Consider the following 18,382-nt stretch of genomic DNA (forward strand, 5'->3'; position numbering starts at 1 on the left):
ATTAGTGTGACAAAACCGTAATTATTTCTTACCGGTTGAGCCAAAACCACCTTCACCTCTAACTGTATCTTCCAGGGAAGATACTTCTTCCACATTCATTAGAGAAACAGGTGCAATAACCATCTGTGCAACCCTTTCATTAGGTTCAATTGTGTATGGTTTGTTAGAAACATTACAAAGACCGACACAAACTTCACCACGGTAGTCACTATCCACAACACCAACACCGTTTGATAAACAAATACCGTGTTTGATACCAAGTCCACTTCTTGCATAAATATTTGCCATAAAGTCTCCACTAGGTAGTTCAATTGCAATACCGGTAGGAATAGTTACAAGGTCACCGGGATTAATAACCACACTACTGTCAATACAAGCATAAAGGTCCATACCGGCTGAACCCTCAGTTGCTCTTTTAGGAATAACTGCATTTTCTTTTAACTTTTTTATCTTAAGAACATTCATTTTTCTACTCCTTCTTGCAAAATTACATTAAATCTTGCAAAAATAAAACTATGTTGAATTTTAAATTTATTTATCAAAAAAATAATAATTTTACTTATATAAAATATTACAACTTTTTAATGCTTTTTAAGAAGTATTACAAGGTTGTAAAGTTTCCCTCACATTGCAATGTTAATAATGTGGAAAACTTAAGTTATTATCATTCCTCAAAAATAGTTTTCCACACTATTTTATGCCCCTGAAGTACATTCCACGTGTATATGTTGTGGTTTGACTCCGTTTTCCATTGTTTTCCCCGTAGTTTTCCACCTTTTCCACAGAGTTTTCCACATAGAACTTTTCCATTGTGAAAAATGTGAAAAACTTTTTATTAATCTCTGAGAGAATATTAAGTGGTACGGAATTTAATACTTCCACACAGTTTCCGTCACAATAAAGTGAAAATTCGTATTTTTTTCTATCCTGCATTTTTCCATGTTTTTTGCAAGTTCTACAGTCTTTTCTACCACTCTTTACAGGACAATTTCTTGTTAGCATTAGTGGAATATAGCCATAACTTACTAATCCTCGCTTAATATTACCACCTAAAGCGTTGATTTGTTCATCAGTAATTTCAATAGAAACCAAAATATCATCAAGTCCATATTCTTCTGCCCACAAAACAGATGCAGTATTTGTGATGTTTAGGAATTCTCCACCATGAACATTAAAACCAAGTTCTTTACAAAAATAAACTGCACCTAAATTATTACACAAAGTATCATTGATACCCTTTGCCTTAAATTCTTTTAGCTTTTCTATAATCTTATCTTCTCTGCCAAAAAGTCCTCTAGGTACAGAAATACCGATTTTACTGCATTTTTTCTTAACTTTTTCTAAATCTTCATCACTGATTGTGATAGGTACAAAGATTAAGTCATAGTCATTACCGATTTTATCATCAATTTTTCTTACTTCTGCTCTTTTTTCGGTAATTCTCTGGTCTGCCGGTGTAAAGTCAATTTCAGGCATAGTAAAGTTATAATTATAATCAAAATCCCTTTTACTATCCATAATACCTAGAACTTCTCTTCTGATTTTGTTTAGGAAAGAGATTGGCACAGTAATACCCTCATCAATTTCAGTTTCGATATTACTAAAGTAATATGGTGTACCACCTGTCTTAGAAAGCTGAGAAACTGCTTTTTCTTCACTTAAAGCTACTTTTAGAGCCTTTTCACCCTTAACATCATCACAAGTAGTAATAACTACATTTTTACCGTCAGTTACTTCAAAGGTAGGACTTTCATTTTCTCTAAGTGTAAACTTTCCCTTTAAAGGTACTCTCTGCATTTCATCCTTATAAGAAGTCCTGATTTCTCTAAACAACTTTTCTGTAGCAGAAACTACATCTTCCTTTTTTCTATAGCCAAACATATGGTGACCTAAATGATTTGTATAATAACCGTCAGTAAAACCTGTACGAGAAAATACATTTTTTAGGTTTTCCATTGTAGCAGTAGAGATAAAGCCTTTTTCTCTCTTTTCATAACAAGCCTTAACTGCTGATGCAACATATTCAGGGCGTTTCATTCTACCCTCAATTTTAGCTGAAGTTACACCTATACTTTCCATATCATCAAGGTAATAAATAATAGAATTATCCTTTAGACTTAGTGCATGGTCACAACCGTCAACCTTAAAAGGCAATCTACAGGTCTGAGCACAGTAACCTCTGTTGCCACTTCTACCACCAAGCATAGCAGAAAAATAACATTGACCACTGACACACATACATAATGCACCGTGGACAAATATTTCAAGTTCAATATCAAGGTTATCTGCAATATACTTAATTTCTTCTCTTGACATTTCTCTACTAAGGACAACTCTGGTAAAGCCCATTTCTTTCAGTAATTTTGCACCACTTAAAGTATGAACACTCATTTGAGTTGAACCATGTAAATGAAGACTAGGACAAGCCTTGTGTACCATATTAGCAAAACCAATATCCTGTACAATAAGTGCATCAATGTTACATTCACAAGCCTTTTTCACACACTCTAATGCATCTTCCAATTCTCTGTCAAAGATAAGTGTGTTCATTGTTACATAGACTTTAACATTTCTAATATGACAATATGAAGTTGTTTCTTTTAACTCTTCAAAAGAAAAGTTCTTTGCTTCTTTTCTTGCAGAAAAATCTTGTAAACCAAGATAAACTGCATCAGCTCCACTTCTTACTGCAGAAATAACTGACTCAAAGCTACCTGCCGGAGCTAAAATTTCAATTTTTTTCATATACTTTACTCTTATTTCTTAGTATTGTTGAAAAGACTTTGCTGAACTGCACCACCAAGAATCTTAGGTACAGACTTTTCAATTTTTCCTGTTGCAATAATTTTCTTTTCTGATGGTTTTTCAGTAACAACATCATCAGGGTCAACATTAAGAATCTTGTTGATTTTCATTTGCATTTCTTTCTTTTCTCTCTTTAGGCTGTCAATTTCCATATGTAGTCGAGTAATCTCACTAAGATACTGTTTCATCTGGTCCTTGTTTTCATCAAGTTTCTTCTTGATTTTGTATTCTTCATCACAGTAATCAAGAGAAGCCAAAAGTGCTGCTGAGTCCTTATCCAGCTTAGGATTTGTGGAAATAATAGAACGAAGTCTTGTATCAAGTCTTTCCACAATGTTCTTCATATATTCTTCACTTTCATCAGTGATAATAGTAAATCTTTTTCCCCCTACAAAAACTACCTGTCTTCCCATAATGGACACTACCTTTCTTTTACGCATATTTTCTATAATATCATTATAATCTTTTTTCTTCATAAGAAAAAGTAATGTATTAATATTGTAATCATTCTATCGGTTTTGTTACTTAATTTTCCCTATTTTAAATAGTATTGTATGTGTTAAAATGATATGACCCAATAAAAAAGAGGAGTAACTTCAAAATATGGTATAATGGAATCGCTAAAAAAACATTAACCTAAGAAAGAAGTACTCCTCATGAATATGATAACACAAGAAGCAAAGAAAAAGCAAGCCATAGTAAAATACGCACTAAGAAAAGGAAAAAGCAAAGCAAGTAGAATGTACGGTGTAAGTCTTTCAAGCGTAAAGAGATGGTGTAAACAATATGACGGTACCTGGCAATCGCTATTGCCTAAATCACACAGACCACATAGTCATCCTAACAGGCACACAAAAAGAGAAGAAAGACAAATTAGAAATTCTTTCAAAAAGTGCTATGAAAGATATGGATGGGATGGAGTATACAGTGATTTAAAGAGAAAAGGATATACAAGAAGCTACTCAGGAATGATATATGCAGCTAAAAGAATGGGCTTAGTAAAATATAAAAAGACAAAGAAAAAGAGCCGTAAGCATAGAAGATATCCGGAACTGTTAATACCTGGAGAAAAGGTGCAGATAGATGTAAAAGAAGTGCCATATAATTGCTTAAGAGGTAAGGCTTTAAGGGACGGAAAGCATTTTTATCAATGGACTGCAATAGATGAATGTACAAGGATGAGATTTGTATATGGGTTTGAAGAACACACACCTGAAAACTCAACCAAATTCTTGAAAATGTTATTGAAAGAATTTCCGTTTAAAATACAGACTATTCAAACAGATAACGGAAGAGAATTCACATATAAATATCAGAGCAGTGAAGTGAAAAGTCCTTTTGAAATAGAATTAAACAAACTAGGTATAAATCATAAATTAATACCACCACGAACACCTTGGCACAACGGAAAGGTAGAAAGAAGTCATAGAAACGACCAAAAATATTTCTATGATTGGGAAACATTCAGAAATATTGAAGAATTAAACACAAAATTAAAAGGACATTTGGAATGGAGTAATAACAAGACAATGAGAACACTTGATTATAAGAGTCCAATGCAGTTATTGAGTGAAAAGTTAGAATTGAAATCCATTCATTAATTAATATTCATAATCAAAATTCAGTAAAACAAGCGAAATATTAAATCGTATTTTATTTTTACCCTAAAATGGGTCATATCTATTTACAACACAGACTTAATTTTCCCTATTTTAAATAGTATTATGTTGAAATATATAATAAACAAGAGTATAATAATAGTTGATTTCTGTACAAACAGAAGTAGGAGGGGTAATAATGATAGCACCATATGATTCAAGGAATGAAGCATATCGTTCACCATTCGGTGCAGTAGAAGTAGGTACTGCAATACGAATTACAATTAGAGTTCCACACGACCTTAACTGTTCTTTTGCCGAATTAGCAATAAAGTATGATTACGATTACAACTGGCAATACCACAAAATGTTCTGGTACTGTAATCACGAAGACCAATATGACAAGTGGCAATGTGAATTTGTACCAAAGAGAATAGGTCTTTACTGGCATGGTTTCAGACTTCATACACCTGAGGGCATAAAGTACATTATACCTACCGATGTAGATACAAAGTCTTGTATTTCCGATACACCGGGCAGAGCATGGCAGATTACTTCCTACAAAAAAGGATTTGATACTCCAAAGTGGCCTGTTGGTGGTATTATGTATCAGATTTTCCCTGATAGATTTTTCTTTAGTGGTGAAAAGAAAGATATAGGCAGAAACGATATTACAATAATGGATGATTGGTATGGTCTTCCACAATGGTGGCCTAATGAAAATGGTGAAATTACAAATACCGACTTTTTCCAAGGTGACTTAAAGGGTATCACAATGAAACTTGATTACCTAAAGAAACTTGGTGTTACTTGTATTTATCTTAACCCAATTTCAAAGTCATACAGTAACCACCGTTATGACACAGGTGACTATTCAGAAGTTGACCCAATGCTTGGTACAGAAGAGGACTTTATCACTCTATGTAAAGAGGCCAAAAAGCTAGGTATTCATGTTATTAATGATGGTGTTTACAGCCACACAGGTTGCGACTCAAAATATTTCAACAGATTTGGCAACTATGGTGATGGTGGTGCTTATAGAGATAGAAATTCACCATACTTTAGTTGGTATAAATTTAACGAATGGCCAAACAACTACAACAGTTGGTGGGGTTTCTACACACTACCGGAAGTTCACGAAGAAGACCCTAACTTTAATGAATATATTAATGGTGAAAACGGTATTGTAAGAAAATGGATGAGAGACGGTAACTCAGGTTGGAGACTTGATGTTGCTGATGAACTACCTGATGTTTTCCTAGAAAATTTAAGAAAAGCAGTTAAAGCAGAAAACCCTGAGGGCATTGTTATTGGTGAAGTATGGGAAGATGCATCAAATAAAGAAAGCTATGGTGCAAGAAGAAAGTTTATTCTTGGCGACCAGCTAGACTCAGTAATGAACTATGTTTTCAGAAATGCAATTATTGATTTCTGCAAGGGTGTTGATGCAAAGTATGTTATGAGTAATATCTTAAATGTACTTGAAAATTATCCAAGACCTGTAATCAGAGTTCTTATGAATCTACTTTCTACCCACGATACAGAGAGAATCTTAACAGTTATTGCCGGTGAACCACTAAACGGTCGTGACCGTCAGTGGCAGGCAGAAACAAAACTAACTAAGAAACAAAGAGAAATTGGTTTGCAGTTAGTTAAGATTGCTACCGGTATTCAGTACACATTACCGGGTTTTCCTTGTGTTTACTACGGTGATGAGGCCGGTATGGAAGGTTATCGTGACCCATTTAACAGATGTGGTTTCCCATGGGGTAAGGAAGACAAAGACCTTGTAGAATGGTACAGAGACCTAGGTCAAATGAGAGGTTCAATCTCAGCATTTTGTGACGGTGAATTTAGACCTGTTTATGCTGAGGGTAATGTAATTTCTTACCTAAGATATGACAACAAGTCAGGCATTTACTGTGCATTTAATTCAGGTGATGTTGATGTAATTATGGATATTCCTTTCTCAGCATCACAAAGTACACCTTATATGGGTACTGAAGTTATTAAGAACAGAGTTGTTGTACCGGCTAAGGGCAGTGCATTTATCTCAATGTAAAGAAATATAAAATCATATATAATTTTAAAGGCAGAGAAAATAAAATTCTCTGCCTTTTTGTTTTCCACATTATACTCATAAAATGTGGAAATTTTTATTTTTTACATAAAAAAGAGGTGACTAAAAAGCCACCTCGTTTTTTAATTATTCTTCTGTGTTTTCTGTATTCTCAGTATCTTCTACTGTTTCGGTAGTTTCTGAATTTTCAGCTATTTCTTCATTATCAACTTTTTCAGCTTCTTCTTCATTTTCGTGAGGTGTTGTAGCAATAGTAACAACCTTATCATCCTCACCGATTCTCATAAGAGTAACACCCTTACTTGGTCTGTTACAAATTCTTACAGAAGAAGTTTCAATTCTAATAACAATACCGGACTCAGAAATCATAATAATATCATCATCAAGGTTAACAGACTGTAGTACAGCAACCTTACCGTACTTATCTGTGTGGTAATTGGTTAGACCTTTACCACCTCTTGACTGTACTCTGTAGTCAGTAGCCTTAGAAATTCTACCGTAACCCTTTTCGGAAACAGTTAGAATCATATCATCATCTTGGGCAACACACATACCTACAATTTGGTCATCTTCAGCAAGTTTCATAGCCTTAACACCACGAGCCTGACGACCCATTGCACGAATATCGTTTTCGTTAAATCTGATTGCCATACCCTTTTCGGTAGCAACAATAATATTATCGTTACCATCAGTCATTCTAACCCAAGCAAGTTCATCACCCTCATTTAGTTCAAGGGCAATTAGGCCACCTTTACGGGCAGTATTGTAAGCAGAAAGTTCAATTCTCTTGATGATACCTTGCTTTGTAACCATAACAAGATACTTGTCATCTTCCATATTGTCAACTTTAATCATAGAAGTAACTTTTTCATCCTGGTCAATAGGGAGTAGGTTGGCAATATTCATACCCTTACTCTGACGAGAACCCTCAGGAATTTCGTAACACTTAATCTTATAAACCTTACCCTTATCGGTAAAGAACAAGATTAAATCGTGAGAATTTACAACAAACATTTCCTTTGCCACATCTTCTTCTCTTCGTGACATACCGGAAACACCTCTACCACCACGATTTTGAATCTTGTAAGTATCGGCAGGAATTCTCTTAATATAACCGAACTGTGTTAAAGTAACAACACAATCTTCAACAGGAATAAGGTCTTCAATATCAACTTCACCTGATACTGCACAAATTTCTGTTCTTCTTTGGTCGGCATACTTATTACGAACTGCAATAGTTTCTTCTTCTACAATCTTTAACTGTCTTTCTTTGTGTACAAGAATATCCTCTAAATCATCAATCTTTAGATGTAGTTCATTTAGTTCATTTTCAATCTTGTTTCTTTCAAGATTTGTTAACTGACCAAGACGCATTGCAACAATAGCCTGAGCTTGAATATCATCAAGACCAAATCTTTCACACAAATTAACCTTAGCAGTTGCCTGGTCCTTAGACTCTCTGATAACCTTGATAACTTCATCAATATTATCTTGAGCAATCTTCAAACCTTCCAGAATATGACATCTTTCTTTAGCTTTCTTTAGATCAAATTCTGTTCTTCTTACAATAACTTCTACCTGGAAGTCAATGTAATGTTGCAACATTTCCTTTAGTGTAAGAATCTTAGGTTCACCATTAACAATAGCAAGGTTAATTACACCAAAAGTAGTTTGTAGCTGAGTATTCTTAAATAATAAATTAAGTACAACCTGAGGAGAGGCATCTCTCTTAATATCAATTTCAATATGCATACCATTTCTGTCGGAATGGTCTTCAATGTTGGAGATACCTTCAATTCTCTTATCTCTAACCATATCGGCAATAGTTTCAATAAGTCTTGCCTTATTAACCTGATATGGAAGTTCACTAACGATAATCTTAAATCTACCGTTTTTCTGTTCTTCAATTTCTGTTTTTGCTCTAAGAACAATCTTGCCTCTACCTGTAGCATAAGCAGCTCTGATGCCACTTCTACCCATAATAATACCACCGGTAGGGAAGTCAGGTCCGGGAAGACACTCCATAAGGTCTGCAACTTCAGCATCCGGATTGTCAATTAATAGGCACATTGCATCTACTACTTCACCTAGGTTATGAGGTGGAATATTAGTAGCCATACCTACGGCAATACCTGATGAACCGTTAACAAGTAGGTTAGGAAATTTAGCAGGAAGAACAGTAGGTTCTTCAAGTCTGTCATCATAGTTAGGCATAAAGTCAACAGTATTCTTCTCAATATCTGTAAGCATTTCTGTTGAAATTTTGCTCATTCTTGCTTCTGTATATCTGTAAGCAGCAGGAGGGTCACCGTCAACAGAACCAAAGTTACCATGACCGTCAACAAGCATATATCTCATTGAGAAAGTTTGTGCAAGTCTTACAAGTGCATCATAAACAGATGCATCACCATGTGGGTGATAAGAACCAAGCACTGCACCAACAGTATCGGCACACTTATGGTATGGTTTGTTAGGTTCAAGTCCTTTTTCGTGCATTGTATATAAAATTCTTCTGTGTACAGGCTTTAGACCATCTCTTACATCAGGAAGTGCACGGGATACAATAACTGACATTGAATAGTCAAGAAATGACTTTCTCATTTCTCTGTCAATATCTACTTCAATGGTTTTTGCTTCCGGCATTGAAATTTCATTATCTTTATTATCAGCCATTTTCTATCCCTCCTTAAATATCTAGATTTTCTACGAAACGAGCATTTTGCTCAATAAAATCTCTTCTTGGTTCAACCTTTTCACCCATTAACATTGAGAATGTTTCATCAGCCTGTTCAGCATCATGAAGTTCAACTCTAAGCATTGTTCTTGTTTTAGGGTTCATTGTTGTTTCCCATAACTGTTCAGGGTCCATTTCACCAAGACCTTTGTATCGCTGAATTTCAGTTTTACCTTCAATTTCAGCAAGCATTGCGTCTCTCTCTTGATCGGAGAAAGCATATTTATGTTTTTTACCTTTGGTAATTCTATATAGAGGAGGCTGTGCAATATACACATGACCTTCTTCAATTAGTGGTCGCATAAAACGGAAGAAGAAAGTTAGTAACAAAGTTCTGATATGAGAACCGTCAACATCGGCATCGGCCATAATAATAACCTTGTCATAACGCAACTTAGAAATATCAAAGTCATCCTTGATACCTGTACCAAGTGCCAAAATAACAGGTGTTAATTTATCATTGCCATAAACTTTGTCTTCTCTAACCTTTTCTACATTTAGCATTTTACCCCAAAGAGGGAGGATAGCCTGAATTTTTCTATCTCTGCCTTCTTTAGCAGAACCACCGGCAGAGTCACCTTCGACGATATATATTTCAGTTTCACTTGAATCTTTACTTTGACAATCGGCAAGTTTACCGGGAAGTCTTGCACCGTCAAGTGCAGACTTTCTTCTTACATTTTCTCTTGCTCTTTGTGCTGCAATTCTTGCAGTAAAAGACATCATAGCCTTATCAAAAATAATCTTACCGATAGCAGGATTTTCTTCAAGATACTGAGAAAGTTTGTCTTTGATTAATTTATAAACCATTGAACGAACTTCAGTATTACCTAATTTTGCCTTAGTCTGTCCTTCAAATTCAGCTTCTGTCAATTTAACAGAAATAATTGCAAACAGACCTTCTTCATAGTCACTGTACTTTAGGTCACTGTCTTTTTCTTTTAGCTTATTAAATCTTCTGCCGTAGTCATTCATAACCTTAGTTAATGACCTACGGAAACCTTCTTCATGAGTACCACCGTCAATAGTGTGAATATTATTTGCAAAAGAACGAACATCAGAAGTGATTGCATCAGTATATTGCATAGCAATTTCTACTGACATTGTCTGGTCCTCATTTTCTGCTTCAAAATAAATAACCTCATCATGTAGAGGATTGATTTCTTTAGTCTTACTCTTCTTTTCACGAATAAAGTTTACGAATGACTTTACGCCACCTTCATAACAATATTCATTTGAGATAATATTTTCAGGATCTCTTTCATCCCTTAATTCAATTCTAACGCCTGCATTTAGAAATGCTTGTTCACGAAGTCTTTTTTCAAGGATTTCATATTTATAAACTGTAGTATCGGTAAACATAACAGGGTCAGGCTTAAATGTAACTTCAGTACCCTTTTCTGTTCCATGACCTATAACCTCAAGGTCATTCATTATTTTACCACGCTCATAACGCTGAAAATAAATATCTTTACCATCACAAACCTTAACTTCCAAATATTCAGAAAGTGCGTTTACAACAGATGCACCAACACCGTGAAGACCACCGGAAACCTTGTAGCCACCACCACCGAATTTACCACCGGCATGAAGAACAGTAAATACAACGGTAACAGCAGGTAAACCCATCTTTTTATTGATACCAACAGGAATACCACGACCATTATCCTTAACTTTGATAATATCTCCCGGCAAAATTGATACTTCAATCTTTGTACAGTAACCTGCCAAAGCTTCATCAATAGCATTATCTACAATTTCATAAACAAGATGATGAAGACCTTGTTCACCGGTTGAGCCTATGTACATACCGGGTCTTTTACGAACAGCTTCCAGTCCTTCAAGTACCTGTATTTCGTCAGCACCATATTCATTTTCTACTTTTGCTAATTCATTTATATTATCCAAGATAATTCCTCCAAAAAGACCACAAATTACTTTTTATAATCTTCTTTCTTATATTTAACGAAAAATGACCTCATTAAAAGTGCAATAACTATTATTATTGTTGTCACAATAAACATAGGAATAACACTTCTTACACCAATTACGGACATCATAAAAATATTTATCAAAATAGCCAGTAGAATTGCCATTGTCATAAGCAACACCAATCCACCGTTTTTCTTTACCACAAAAATTTTTTTGCAGTTATGACACTTTATTTTTTCGTTATTGTATTGTTTCTTTATTTCATCACTTGTATATATTGCCTTGCAATATGGACAGGTAGGTTTTCTAAACATAACTTTGCCTTACTTTCTATCGTTTAAGTTAAAAGCCGCAGTTTTGTCTTTGAATAAATTTCTAGATATTGTATCTGATTCTACCTTATGCTCATCATCTTCAATGAAAGCCTTAGTTCTTGCTTGTTCTTCCTCAGTAATGATTTTTCTTTTTGCCTTAATTTGATTGAATACATCTGTATTGATTACAGGACCACTCTGTTCAAATTCACTGTCTGTAATAGGTGGCAAAATCTCAGGCTTAATAAATTTCTGTTGTTGACTGACAAATTCTCTATATTTTTTCAGTGGTCTAAGTCTTACAAAGAATGGCACAAAAATATAGAAAATAAGGAAAGGTATCATTACAAACAAAAACATAAATGGGCTTTTTGTTGCAGTTTTCATAATAACAATAGTCATTATAATTGCAGCTACCATAAAGGTAAGGATAAAAGCAAGCCATATCTTTTTGTTAATATAAATATTGCTTTCTTTCTTGCATCTACTGCACTTGTATTCACCTTTTGATTTACTCATAAAAGCTGAAGAATATGACATTCTTCTTCCACAATAAGGACACTTTGCTAATTTCATAACAATACTTCCTTTCAAAAATTACTCTTTCTCTTCATTAGAGTTTGGCTACTAATCTGGCTAACATAAACTTTTATCTCATTATTTTCATTACATACAACAAAGCTCTTCGGTAATTCCATAGAAACATTGATTACCCTTTTATTTTTTGTTGCATTAGATAAATAGTCTTTGGTCCACTTTGAAATAGTGGATGTATCCATATCAAAAATCCCAATTATATTGTCAGTTCTAACAACTGTATTTTCACCTAAATGCAGATACATAACTATTCCTCTGTAATTTTTCCTTGATTTACAACAAACAACTTACCCTCTTGAAGTTGCTTTTTGTCGTTATGTTCACAACAAGTTATAAAAACTTGATAGCCATCTATTTTATTAAGCAAATAATCTTGTCTTTTTGAGTCAAGTTCTGAAAGAACATCATCAAGTAGCAGTACAGGTTTTTCCTCCAAAATTTCACTTAAAACTGTAGCCTCAGAAAGTTTTAGGGAAAGTACTGCACTTCTCTGCTGACCTTGACTGCCAAAATTCTTTGCTTTCATTCCATTGATTAAAATATTTATATCATCTCTATGAGGTCCAACTGTTGTGTAGCCGTTATAGAGATCATCCTTTAATTTATTATTAAGTTCAGTTAAGAACTTTTCTTTAATTTCTTCAAGGTTATCCACATTTAGATCTTTAATTGTGGAAACATACTCAATGTCAAGAGTTTCTCTGTCATTAGAAATACCTGAATGAAAGAACTTTGCATTTTCTTTTAGCTTCTCTGCATACTTGATTCTTTCTGCAATTATATATGCTCCGAAAGAGGCAAGGTTTTCATTCCAAATTTCTAAAGTAACCTGTAGTTCAGGATGTTTGTTTATATCTTTAAGTAGGGCATTTCTTTGGTTTAAGATTTGATTGTACTTAGAAAAATATTTTGCATACTTAAGTTTTTGCTGACACAAAGCACCATCAAGAAACTTTCTTCTAATACCGGGACCTGCCTTTACAAGGGATAAATGTTCAGGGGAAAACACCACACAAGAAAATTTTTCTATAAGGGATGCACCACTTTTTTTCTTTACACCGTTAATAAAAACTTCCTTTTTGTTACCTGTATATCGAATTTCTGCATTTTGCTCTCTGTCTTCACTTGTAAATTCAAGTTTTATTTTTGCAAATTTTTCATTGAAATTTATCAGTTCCTTTTCGGCAGAACCTCTAAAGGAGTGTCCACCACAAAAAAGCCATATACATTCAAGTAAATTTGTTTTACCTTGAGCATTTTCTCCAAAGATAACATTGGTGTTTTTGTCAGTAAAAATTTTATTTTTTTCTAAGTTTCTAAAGTTTTCAAATTCTAAAGAATTTACTCTCAAGACTGTCTTACCTCTAAAATGTCATCATCAAGAGTAACTCTGTCACCGTTACGAATTTTTTTGCCTCTCATTGTGCAAATTTCTCCATTAACTGTAACAAAACCGTCTTGAATTAAGATTTTTGCTTGTCCACCGGTTTCAACCAGTCCTGCAAACTTTAACAAATCCTGAAGTTTAATAAATTCTGTATCTATAAAAATTATTTGTTTTTCCATTATGATATTCTCATTGGTACGACTAGATATAGGAAGTCGTCACTTTTAACCGGTTTAATAATCATAGGTGAAAGTCCACCATTTAAGATTAGTCTGATTTCGTCTGTTTCACAATTCTTAATTGCATCTAGTAAATATCTGTTGTTAAAGCCAATTTCAACATCATCACCTGCAATGGTAGTTCTGATACTGTCGTTAGCCTTACCCATAGATGTTTTACAAGTTAATTTAATTTCATCACTACTAAATTCACATTTAACAGGGGATGGAATCTTTTCACTGGCAAGAAGACTCATTCTTTCTACTGCTGAGCTGATTTCTCTGGTATTTACAACTGCCTCGGTTGCAGTACCTGTTGGAATAGTTGAATTATAGTCAATAAACTGACCTTCAATTAGTCTGGAGATTACATAAAATGAACCGACTTTAAACAAAGTGTGTCTTTGACCGATTACAATTTCTACATTTTCTTCTTCATCAGTAATAAGTTTTAGTACTTCACTTTGAGTTTTCTTAGGAATTACAAAGCTGTTTTCTGAGTCACTGTCAATTTGTTCCTTGCGAATAGCCATTCTGTAACCATCAATTGCAACAATAGTCATAATTTTGTCTTTGATTTCAAACAAAGAACCTGTATAAATTGGTTTTGATGTGTTATCAGAAACTGCATATATAGTTTGGCGAATCATATCCTTTAGGATACCACCGTTAATAACAATCTTATCTGTTTCTTCAAACTTAGGTAAATCAGGATATTCGGCAGCTGACAAACCAACAATTTGGTAAGATGCATTACCACTTGTAATATAAGTAACCATTCTTTCATCAGTTTCGATAGTTACAACTTCTTCAGGTAACTTTCTGATAATGTCACCAAATAGCTTAGCAGAAACTACAATTTCACCTTCAGTATCAATTTGAACTTCAAGGTCAGTTGTAATTCCTATTTCAAGATCATAACCTGATAAATTTAGGTTACTGTCATATGCTTTTATTAATATACCTTCTAGGGAAGGTGTAGATGCTTTAGTTGCTACTGCTCTTTGAACACAAGTAACAGCATTGCTTAAATCTGTTCTTGAACAAGTAAATTTCATTTTAGTACCTTTCTTCCGTTTTTGCAGATTTTCCGTTTTAAATGAATTGATATGTAAATTAAAATAGTAGTAGTATTAGAGTGTGTGAATTTGTAGAAAAACTCACAGTAGATTAGTTATCATCACATTTTTAACTCCTCACAGAAAATGTTGATAATTTTTCGGAATGTTGATAACTTTTTAAAATTCTAAAGTTTTCAACATTATGTGAATCTATGTGATGTTAATGTGTAAGGAAATGTGGAAAACTTATCTGTCTCTAATATTCTTAATTATGTCCTCAACAGACTCTTTTATATCATTATTTGTCTTCATATCTTTCTCAATATGTTCTGTTGCATACAGTACAGATGAGTAGTGCATACCACCGAATTCTTTACCAACTTCTACAGCAGTTAAGTTAGTGATATTTCTTGCTATGTAGATTGCAATATGTCTTGCTTGGCTTAAGTCAGCTCTACGGCTCTTTGACTTTTTAATTTCATCAGGACTAAAGCCATAGTTTCTGGCAACTTCTTCAATAATCTTTTCTACTGTCAGTTCAGGTGGTGTGTCATCATTAAGAATATCGCTGATACCTTCTTTTACTACTGATAAAGATGGTTCTTCACCTGAAAGAAGAATTTTAGCCTTTAGTTTCTTTACAACACCCTCAAGCTGACGGATATTTGTTTTTAGATTTTTAGCAATATATTCACAAACATCATCACTTAGGTTAATACCAAGAATCTCAGACTTTCTTTTTACAATAGCAATTCTTGTTTCAATATCAGGTGGCTGAATATCAGCAAGTAAACCTGACTCAAAACGAGAACGAAGTCTTTCTTCCAAAGTCTTAATTTCTCTTGGAGGTCTATCTGATGTAAGAACAATCTGTTTATTAGCTTCATAAAGAGCATTAAATGTATGGAAGAATTCTTCCTGAGTCTGTTCCTTACCACCAATAAACTGAATATCGTCCACCAAAAGAACATCAGCGTTTCTGTATTTGTTTCTAAGTCCTGAAGTTGAACCTTTTCTGATAGCCTCAACAAGTTCGTTAGTAAAATCATCACCCTTAACATATACTATATTAGTTTCAGGATGATTTTTCTTTATTTCATTACTAATGGCACAAAGCAAGTGAGTTTTTCCAAGTCCACTGTGACCATAAAGAAAAAGAGGGTTATAAGCACCGGCTGGGTTTTGAGCAACTGCAATTGAAGCAGCATGAGCAAACTTGTTGGATGAACCTACAATAAAAGTATCAAATGTAAAGTCATATCCTGTTTCAGCCGTTGACTTCTGTTCTTTTTCTTGAATGTTATTTACTTCTTGTGGAACTTGAAAAACAATTTGAAAATGAGTTCCAAAAACACTATCAAATGCATCATTTAAAAGTGGAATATAACATTTCTGGAGTGTTTGTCTGTGAAAATCATTTGGAACTAAAAGAGTAACTTCTCCCTTATCAAAGTCAAGACTTACAGGTTCAATCTTTTTAATCCAAACATCATATGCAAAAGTAGTTGTGTTGTTTTTACAATATTCACATATAATATTCCACGCCTCATTAAACGAATCCATTTTTTCACTTCCTTAGTCGTACTATAGTATCAATTATTTGTATCAAATAAAAAAGGGCAAAATCCCACCCATACAAATTCACTATGTATTATAACAAAAATCAAAAAAATTTGCAACAAATAATTTCTGTATTATGTATGTATATATTACTATTATAAAATATATACCGAATTATTTATTTTTTAGGTCATATAGGTAGTATTTAAAATTTAAGTTAATACTATATGTGGTGGGTTTTACACTTGTTTTTGAGTTTAAAGAAAATTTTAATGAAAAAAAAGAAAATTTTTGTTGACTGTTATTGCAAAATAATATATAATTCTATATTGCAAGGTAATGTATTTAAATCCGAAAGGAGGGTTTCCTAATGTTGAGAACATATCAGCCTAAGAAGCTTCATAGAAAGAAAGAACATGGCTTTAGAAAAAGAATGGCAACTAAGAATGGCCGTAAAGTTTTAGCAAGAAGAAGAGCTAAAGGTAGAAAGCAGTTGTCTTACTAAAATAAGGGCCACTTTATTACAAAGTGGTCTTTCTTTTATTTTATCAAAAGGGGAACACTATGGGAAAAAATGTTACTTTAAAAGAGAACAGGGATTTTCTCAGACTTTATCGTAAGGGTAAATGTTATGTTAGTTCTTCCCTTGTAACCTATGTTCTGAAAAACAGAAGTAATGAAAAAAGGTACGGAATAACAACCAGTAAGAAAATTGGTAAGGCTGTGCAGAGAAACAGAGCAAGACGAGTTATCAGAGCTTCTCTTTATGATCTGTACAGTGATATTATTCCGGGTTATGACATTGTCTTTGTAGCTAGGGGCAAGACTCCTTATGTAAAAAGTGATGTTGTAAAGAAAGAAATGACTGATCATCTGAAAAAAGCGAAGGTTTTGAGGACTGCGTAAATAATGAAAAAGATTTTTATAGCAGTTATTAAGTTTTATAAAAAATGCATTTCTCCATTAACCAGTTCAAAGTGTAAGTACTATCCCACTTGTTCTTCATATGGATTAGAGGCTATCTCTGTACATGGTGCATTTAAAGGTGGTTTAATGACAATCTGGAGAATCTTAAGATGTAATCCTTTCTCCAAAGGGGGATATGACCCTGTACCACCAAAGAAAGAGAAAATAAAGAGGAGAAATCCAAAATGATGGCAATATTTAACTTCTTCGGAAGTATATTCGGTTATGTTTTGTGGCCTATTTTCTATGTTGTACAAAACTACGGCATAGCAATTATCATTTTTGCAATTTTAGCTAAAATTGTTCTTTTTCCGTTTTCAATCAAGCAACAGAAGGCTATGGCCAATAATGCTAGACTTCAGAAAAAGCAAAAAGAAATTCAAGAAAAATATAAAAATAATAAAGTGAAAGCAAATGAGGAGATGCAAAAGCTTTATCAGAAAGAGGGAGTTAACCCTTCTTCCGGTTGCTTAACCAGTATCGTACCTATGCTTGTTATGCTAGGTATCTTCTACAGTATTTCTTCTCCTCTTACAAATACATTACACCTAAACGGTGACCTAGTAAATTCTGCAGTAACATATGCACAACATATTCCGGGTATGCCTCTACATAGTGGTGTAAATACATATTATCAGCAGATTGAAGTTTTAAATAACTTTAGTGCAATGCTTAATACTGATTTTGTTCATAACTGTTTTACACAGACAGAAATAAGTCATATTGAAATGTTAGCTAATGGTTTTGAATTAATTCCTGGTAGTGGAATTAGTATGCTACAGTTACCATCAACATATGGTTTCTTTGGCTCATTCTATACAATTATTCCTGTTTTGTGTTTTGTTTCATCAGTTGTAACTCAGATTCTAACAATGAAGCTAAACGGCACACAGATGCAGGGTTGTATGATGGCAATGATGTTAGCAATGCCACTATTCTCAGCATGGATTGCTTATAATGTACCTGCTGCCGTAGGTTTCTACTGGATTTGTTCTACACTACTAGGTTTAGTACAGTCCATTGTTATGCACAAGTTCTACAACCCGGTTACAATGATTGCAAATCAAGAAGCAAGACATGTTGCTTTGCTTGAACAGAATGAAAGAAAATTGTAATTATTTCAGAAGGTG

18 protein-coding genes are annotated in these 18,382 nt (G+C 33.8%); 6 read left to right on the forward strand and 12 right to left on the reverse strand.

Annotated features, from left to right (window positions below; all coding sequences use genetic code 11):
- Positions 1 to 21: 21 nt before the first annotated feature.
- The 3 genes from dut to E5Z56_RS04695 form a co-directional block, all read right to left on the reverse strand.
- On the reverse strand, positions 22 to 465 hold the full coding sequence (gene dut, locus E5Z56_RS04685) for a dUTP diphosphatase (RefSeq protein WP_138156755.1): 444 nt from the start codon (positions 463 to 465) through the stop codon (positions 22 to 24).
- A gap of 225 nt (positions 466 to 690) precedes the next feature.
- Positions 691 to 2,745: a U32 family peptidase gene (locus tag E5Z56_RS04690; RefSeq protein WP_138156756.1), complete on the reverse strand. Its 2,055-nt coding sequence runs from the start codon at positions 2,743 to 2,745 to the stop codon at positions 691 to 693.
- 11 nt (positions 2,746 to 2,756) lie between these two features.
- Positions 2,757 to 3,218 carry a cell division protein ZapA gene (locus E5Z56_RS04695; protein ID WP_175405376.1) on the reverse strand — a complete coding sequence of 154 codons (462 nt, stop codon included), beginning with the start codon at positions 3,216 to 3,218 and terminating at the stop codon, positions 2,757 to 2,759.
- A gap of 249 nt (positions 3,219 to 3,467) precedes the next feature.
- Here E5Z56_RS04695 and E5Z56_RS04700 point away from each other — a divergent pair, with 249 nt between their 5' ends.
- Together E5Z56_RS04700 and E5Z56_RS04705 are read left to right on the forward strand one after the other, a co-directional pair.
- Entirely contained in the window at positions 3,468 to 4,406 is a 939-nt protein-coding gene (locus E5Z56_RS04700; RefSeq protein ID WP_175405377.1) for a DDE-type integrase/transposase/recombinase, read from the forward strand.
- Positions 4,407 to 4,602: 196 nt separating this feature from the next.
- Complete coding sequence (locus E5Z56_RS04705) at positions 4,603 to 6,465, forward strand: glycoside hydrolase family 13 protein (protein WP_138156759.1); 1,863 nt, start codon at positions 4,603 to 4,605, stop codon at positions 6,463 to 6,465.
- A gap of 144 nt (positions 6,466 to 6,609) precedes the next feature.
- Here E5Z56_RS04705 and gyrA read toward each other — a convergent pair whose 3' ends face one another.
- The 9 genes from gyrA to dnaA form a co-directional block, all read right to left on the reverse strand.
- Positions 6,610 to 9,156, reverse strand: a complete 2,547-nt coding sequence (gyrA, locus tag E5Z56_RS04710; RefSeq protein ID WP_232842482.1) for a DNA gyrase subunit A — start codon at positions 9,154 to 9,156, stop codon at positions 6,610 to 6,612.
- Between the two features lie 13 nt (positions 9,157 to 9,169).
- The gene (gene gyrB / locus E5Z56_RS04715) at positions 9,170 to 11,125 is read right to left on the reverse strand and encodes a DNA topoisomerase (ATP-hydrolyzing) subunit B (RefSeq protein WP_138156760.1); all 1,956 of its coding nucleotides are present in this window, start codon (positions 11,123 to 11,125) and stop codon (positions 9,170 to 9,172) included.
- 26 nt (positions 11,126 to 11,151) lie between these two features.
- Complete coding sequence (locus E5Z56_RS04720; RefSeq protein ID WP_138156761.1) at positions 11,152 to 11,463, reverse strand: NnrS family protein; 312 nt, start codon at positions 11,461 to 11,463, stop codon at positions 11,152 to 11,154.
- 9 nt (positions 11,464 to 11,472) lie between these two features.
- Entirely contained in the window at positions 11,473 to 12,039 is a 567-nt protein-coding gene (locus E5Z56_RS04725) for a hypothetical protein (protein ID WP_138156762.1), read from the reverse strand.
- 14 nt (positions 12,040 to 12,053) lie between these two features.
- Positions 12,054 to 12,305: an extracellular matrix regulator RemB gene (gene remB / locus E5Z56_RS04730; protein WP_138156763.1), complete on the reverse strand. Its 252-nt coding sequence runs from the start codon at positions 12,303 to 12,305 to the stop codon at positions 12,054 to 12,056.
- Positions 12,306 to 12,307: 2 nt separating this feature from the next.
- Entirely contained in the window at positions 12,308 to 13,411 is a 1,104-nt protein-coding gene (gene recF / locus E5Z56_RS04735) for a DNA replication/repair protein RecF (RefSeq protein ID WP_138156764.1), read from the reverse strand.
- Positions 13,408 to 13,626, reverse strand: coding sequence for an RNA-binding S4 domain-containing protein (locus E5Z56_RS04740; protein ID WP_138156765.1), 219 nt, complete (start codon positions 13,624 to 13,626; stop codon positions 13,408 to 13,410). The genes recF and E5Z56_RS04740 overlap by 4 nt, the downstream gene beginning before the upstream one ends.
- Complete coding sequence (gene dnaN / locus E5Z56_RS04745; RefSeq protein WP_138156766.1) at positions 13,626 to 14,723, reverse strand: DNA polymerase III subunit beta; 1,098 nt, start codon at positions 14,721 to 14,723, stop codon at positions 13,626 to 13,628. Before dnaN ends, E5Z56_RS04740 begins: the two co-directional genes overlap by 1 nt.
- 249 nt (positions 14,724 to 14,972) lie before the next feature.
- Positions 14,973 to 16,289: a chromosomal replication initiator protein DnaA gene (gene dnaA, locus E5Z56_RS04750; protein WP_138156767.1), complete on the reverse strand. Its 1,317-nt coding sequence runs from the start codon at positions 16,287 to 16,289 to the stop codon at positions 14,973 to 14,975.
- Between the two features lie 367 nt (positions 16,290 to 16,656).
- Between dnaA and rpmH the strand changes: the two genes are divergently transcribed.
- From rpmH to E5Z56_RS04770, 4 genes are read left to right on the forward strand one after another with little or no spacing between them, the layout of a single operon-like run.
- On the forward strand, positions 16,657 to 16,791 hold the full coding sequence (gene rpmH / locus E5Z56_RS04755) for a 50S ribosomal protein L34 (protein ID WP_022505884.1): 135 nt from the start codon (positions 16,657 to 16,659) through the stop codon (positions 16,789 to 16,791).
- A 59-nt stretch (positions 16,792 to 16,850) separates the two neighbouring features.
- Positions 16,851 to 17,192: a ribonuclease P protein component gene (rnpA, locus tag E5Z56_RS04760; protein WP_022505885.1), complete on the forward strand. Its 342-nt coding sequence runs from the start codon at positions 16,851 to 16,853 to the stop codon at positions 17,190 to 17,192.
- A gap of 3 nt (positions 17,193 to 17,195) precedes the next feature.
- Entirely contained in the window at positions 17,196 to 17,441 is a 246-nt protein-coding gene (gene yidD, locus E5Z56_RS04765; RefSeq protein ID WP_138156768.1) for a membrane protein insertion efficiency factor YidD, read from the forward strand.
- Complete coding sequence (locus tag E5Z56_RS04770; protein ID WP_138156769.1) at positions 17,438 to 18,367, forward strand: YidC/Oxa1 family membrane protein insertase; 930 nt, start codon at positions 17,438 to 17,440, stop codon at positions 18,365 to 18,367. The genes yidD and E5Z56_RS04770 overlap by 4 nt, the downstream gene beginning before the upstream one ends.
- Positions 18,368 to 18,382: the final 15 nt, after the last annotated feature.

The organism is Ruminococcus bovis (assembly GCF_005601135.1).
Lineage (GTDB): Bacteria > Bacillota > Clostridia > Oscillospirales > Acutalibacteraceae > Ruminococcoides > Ruminococcoides bovis.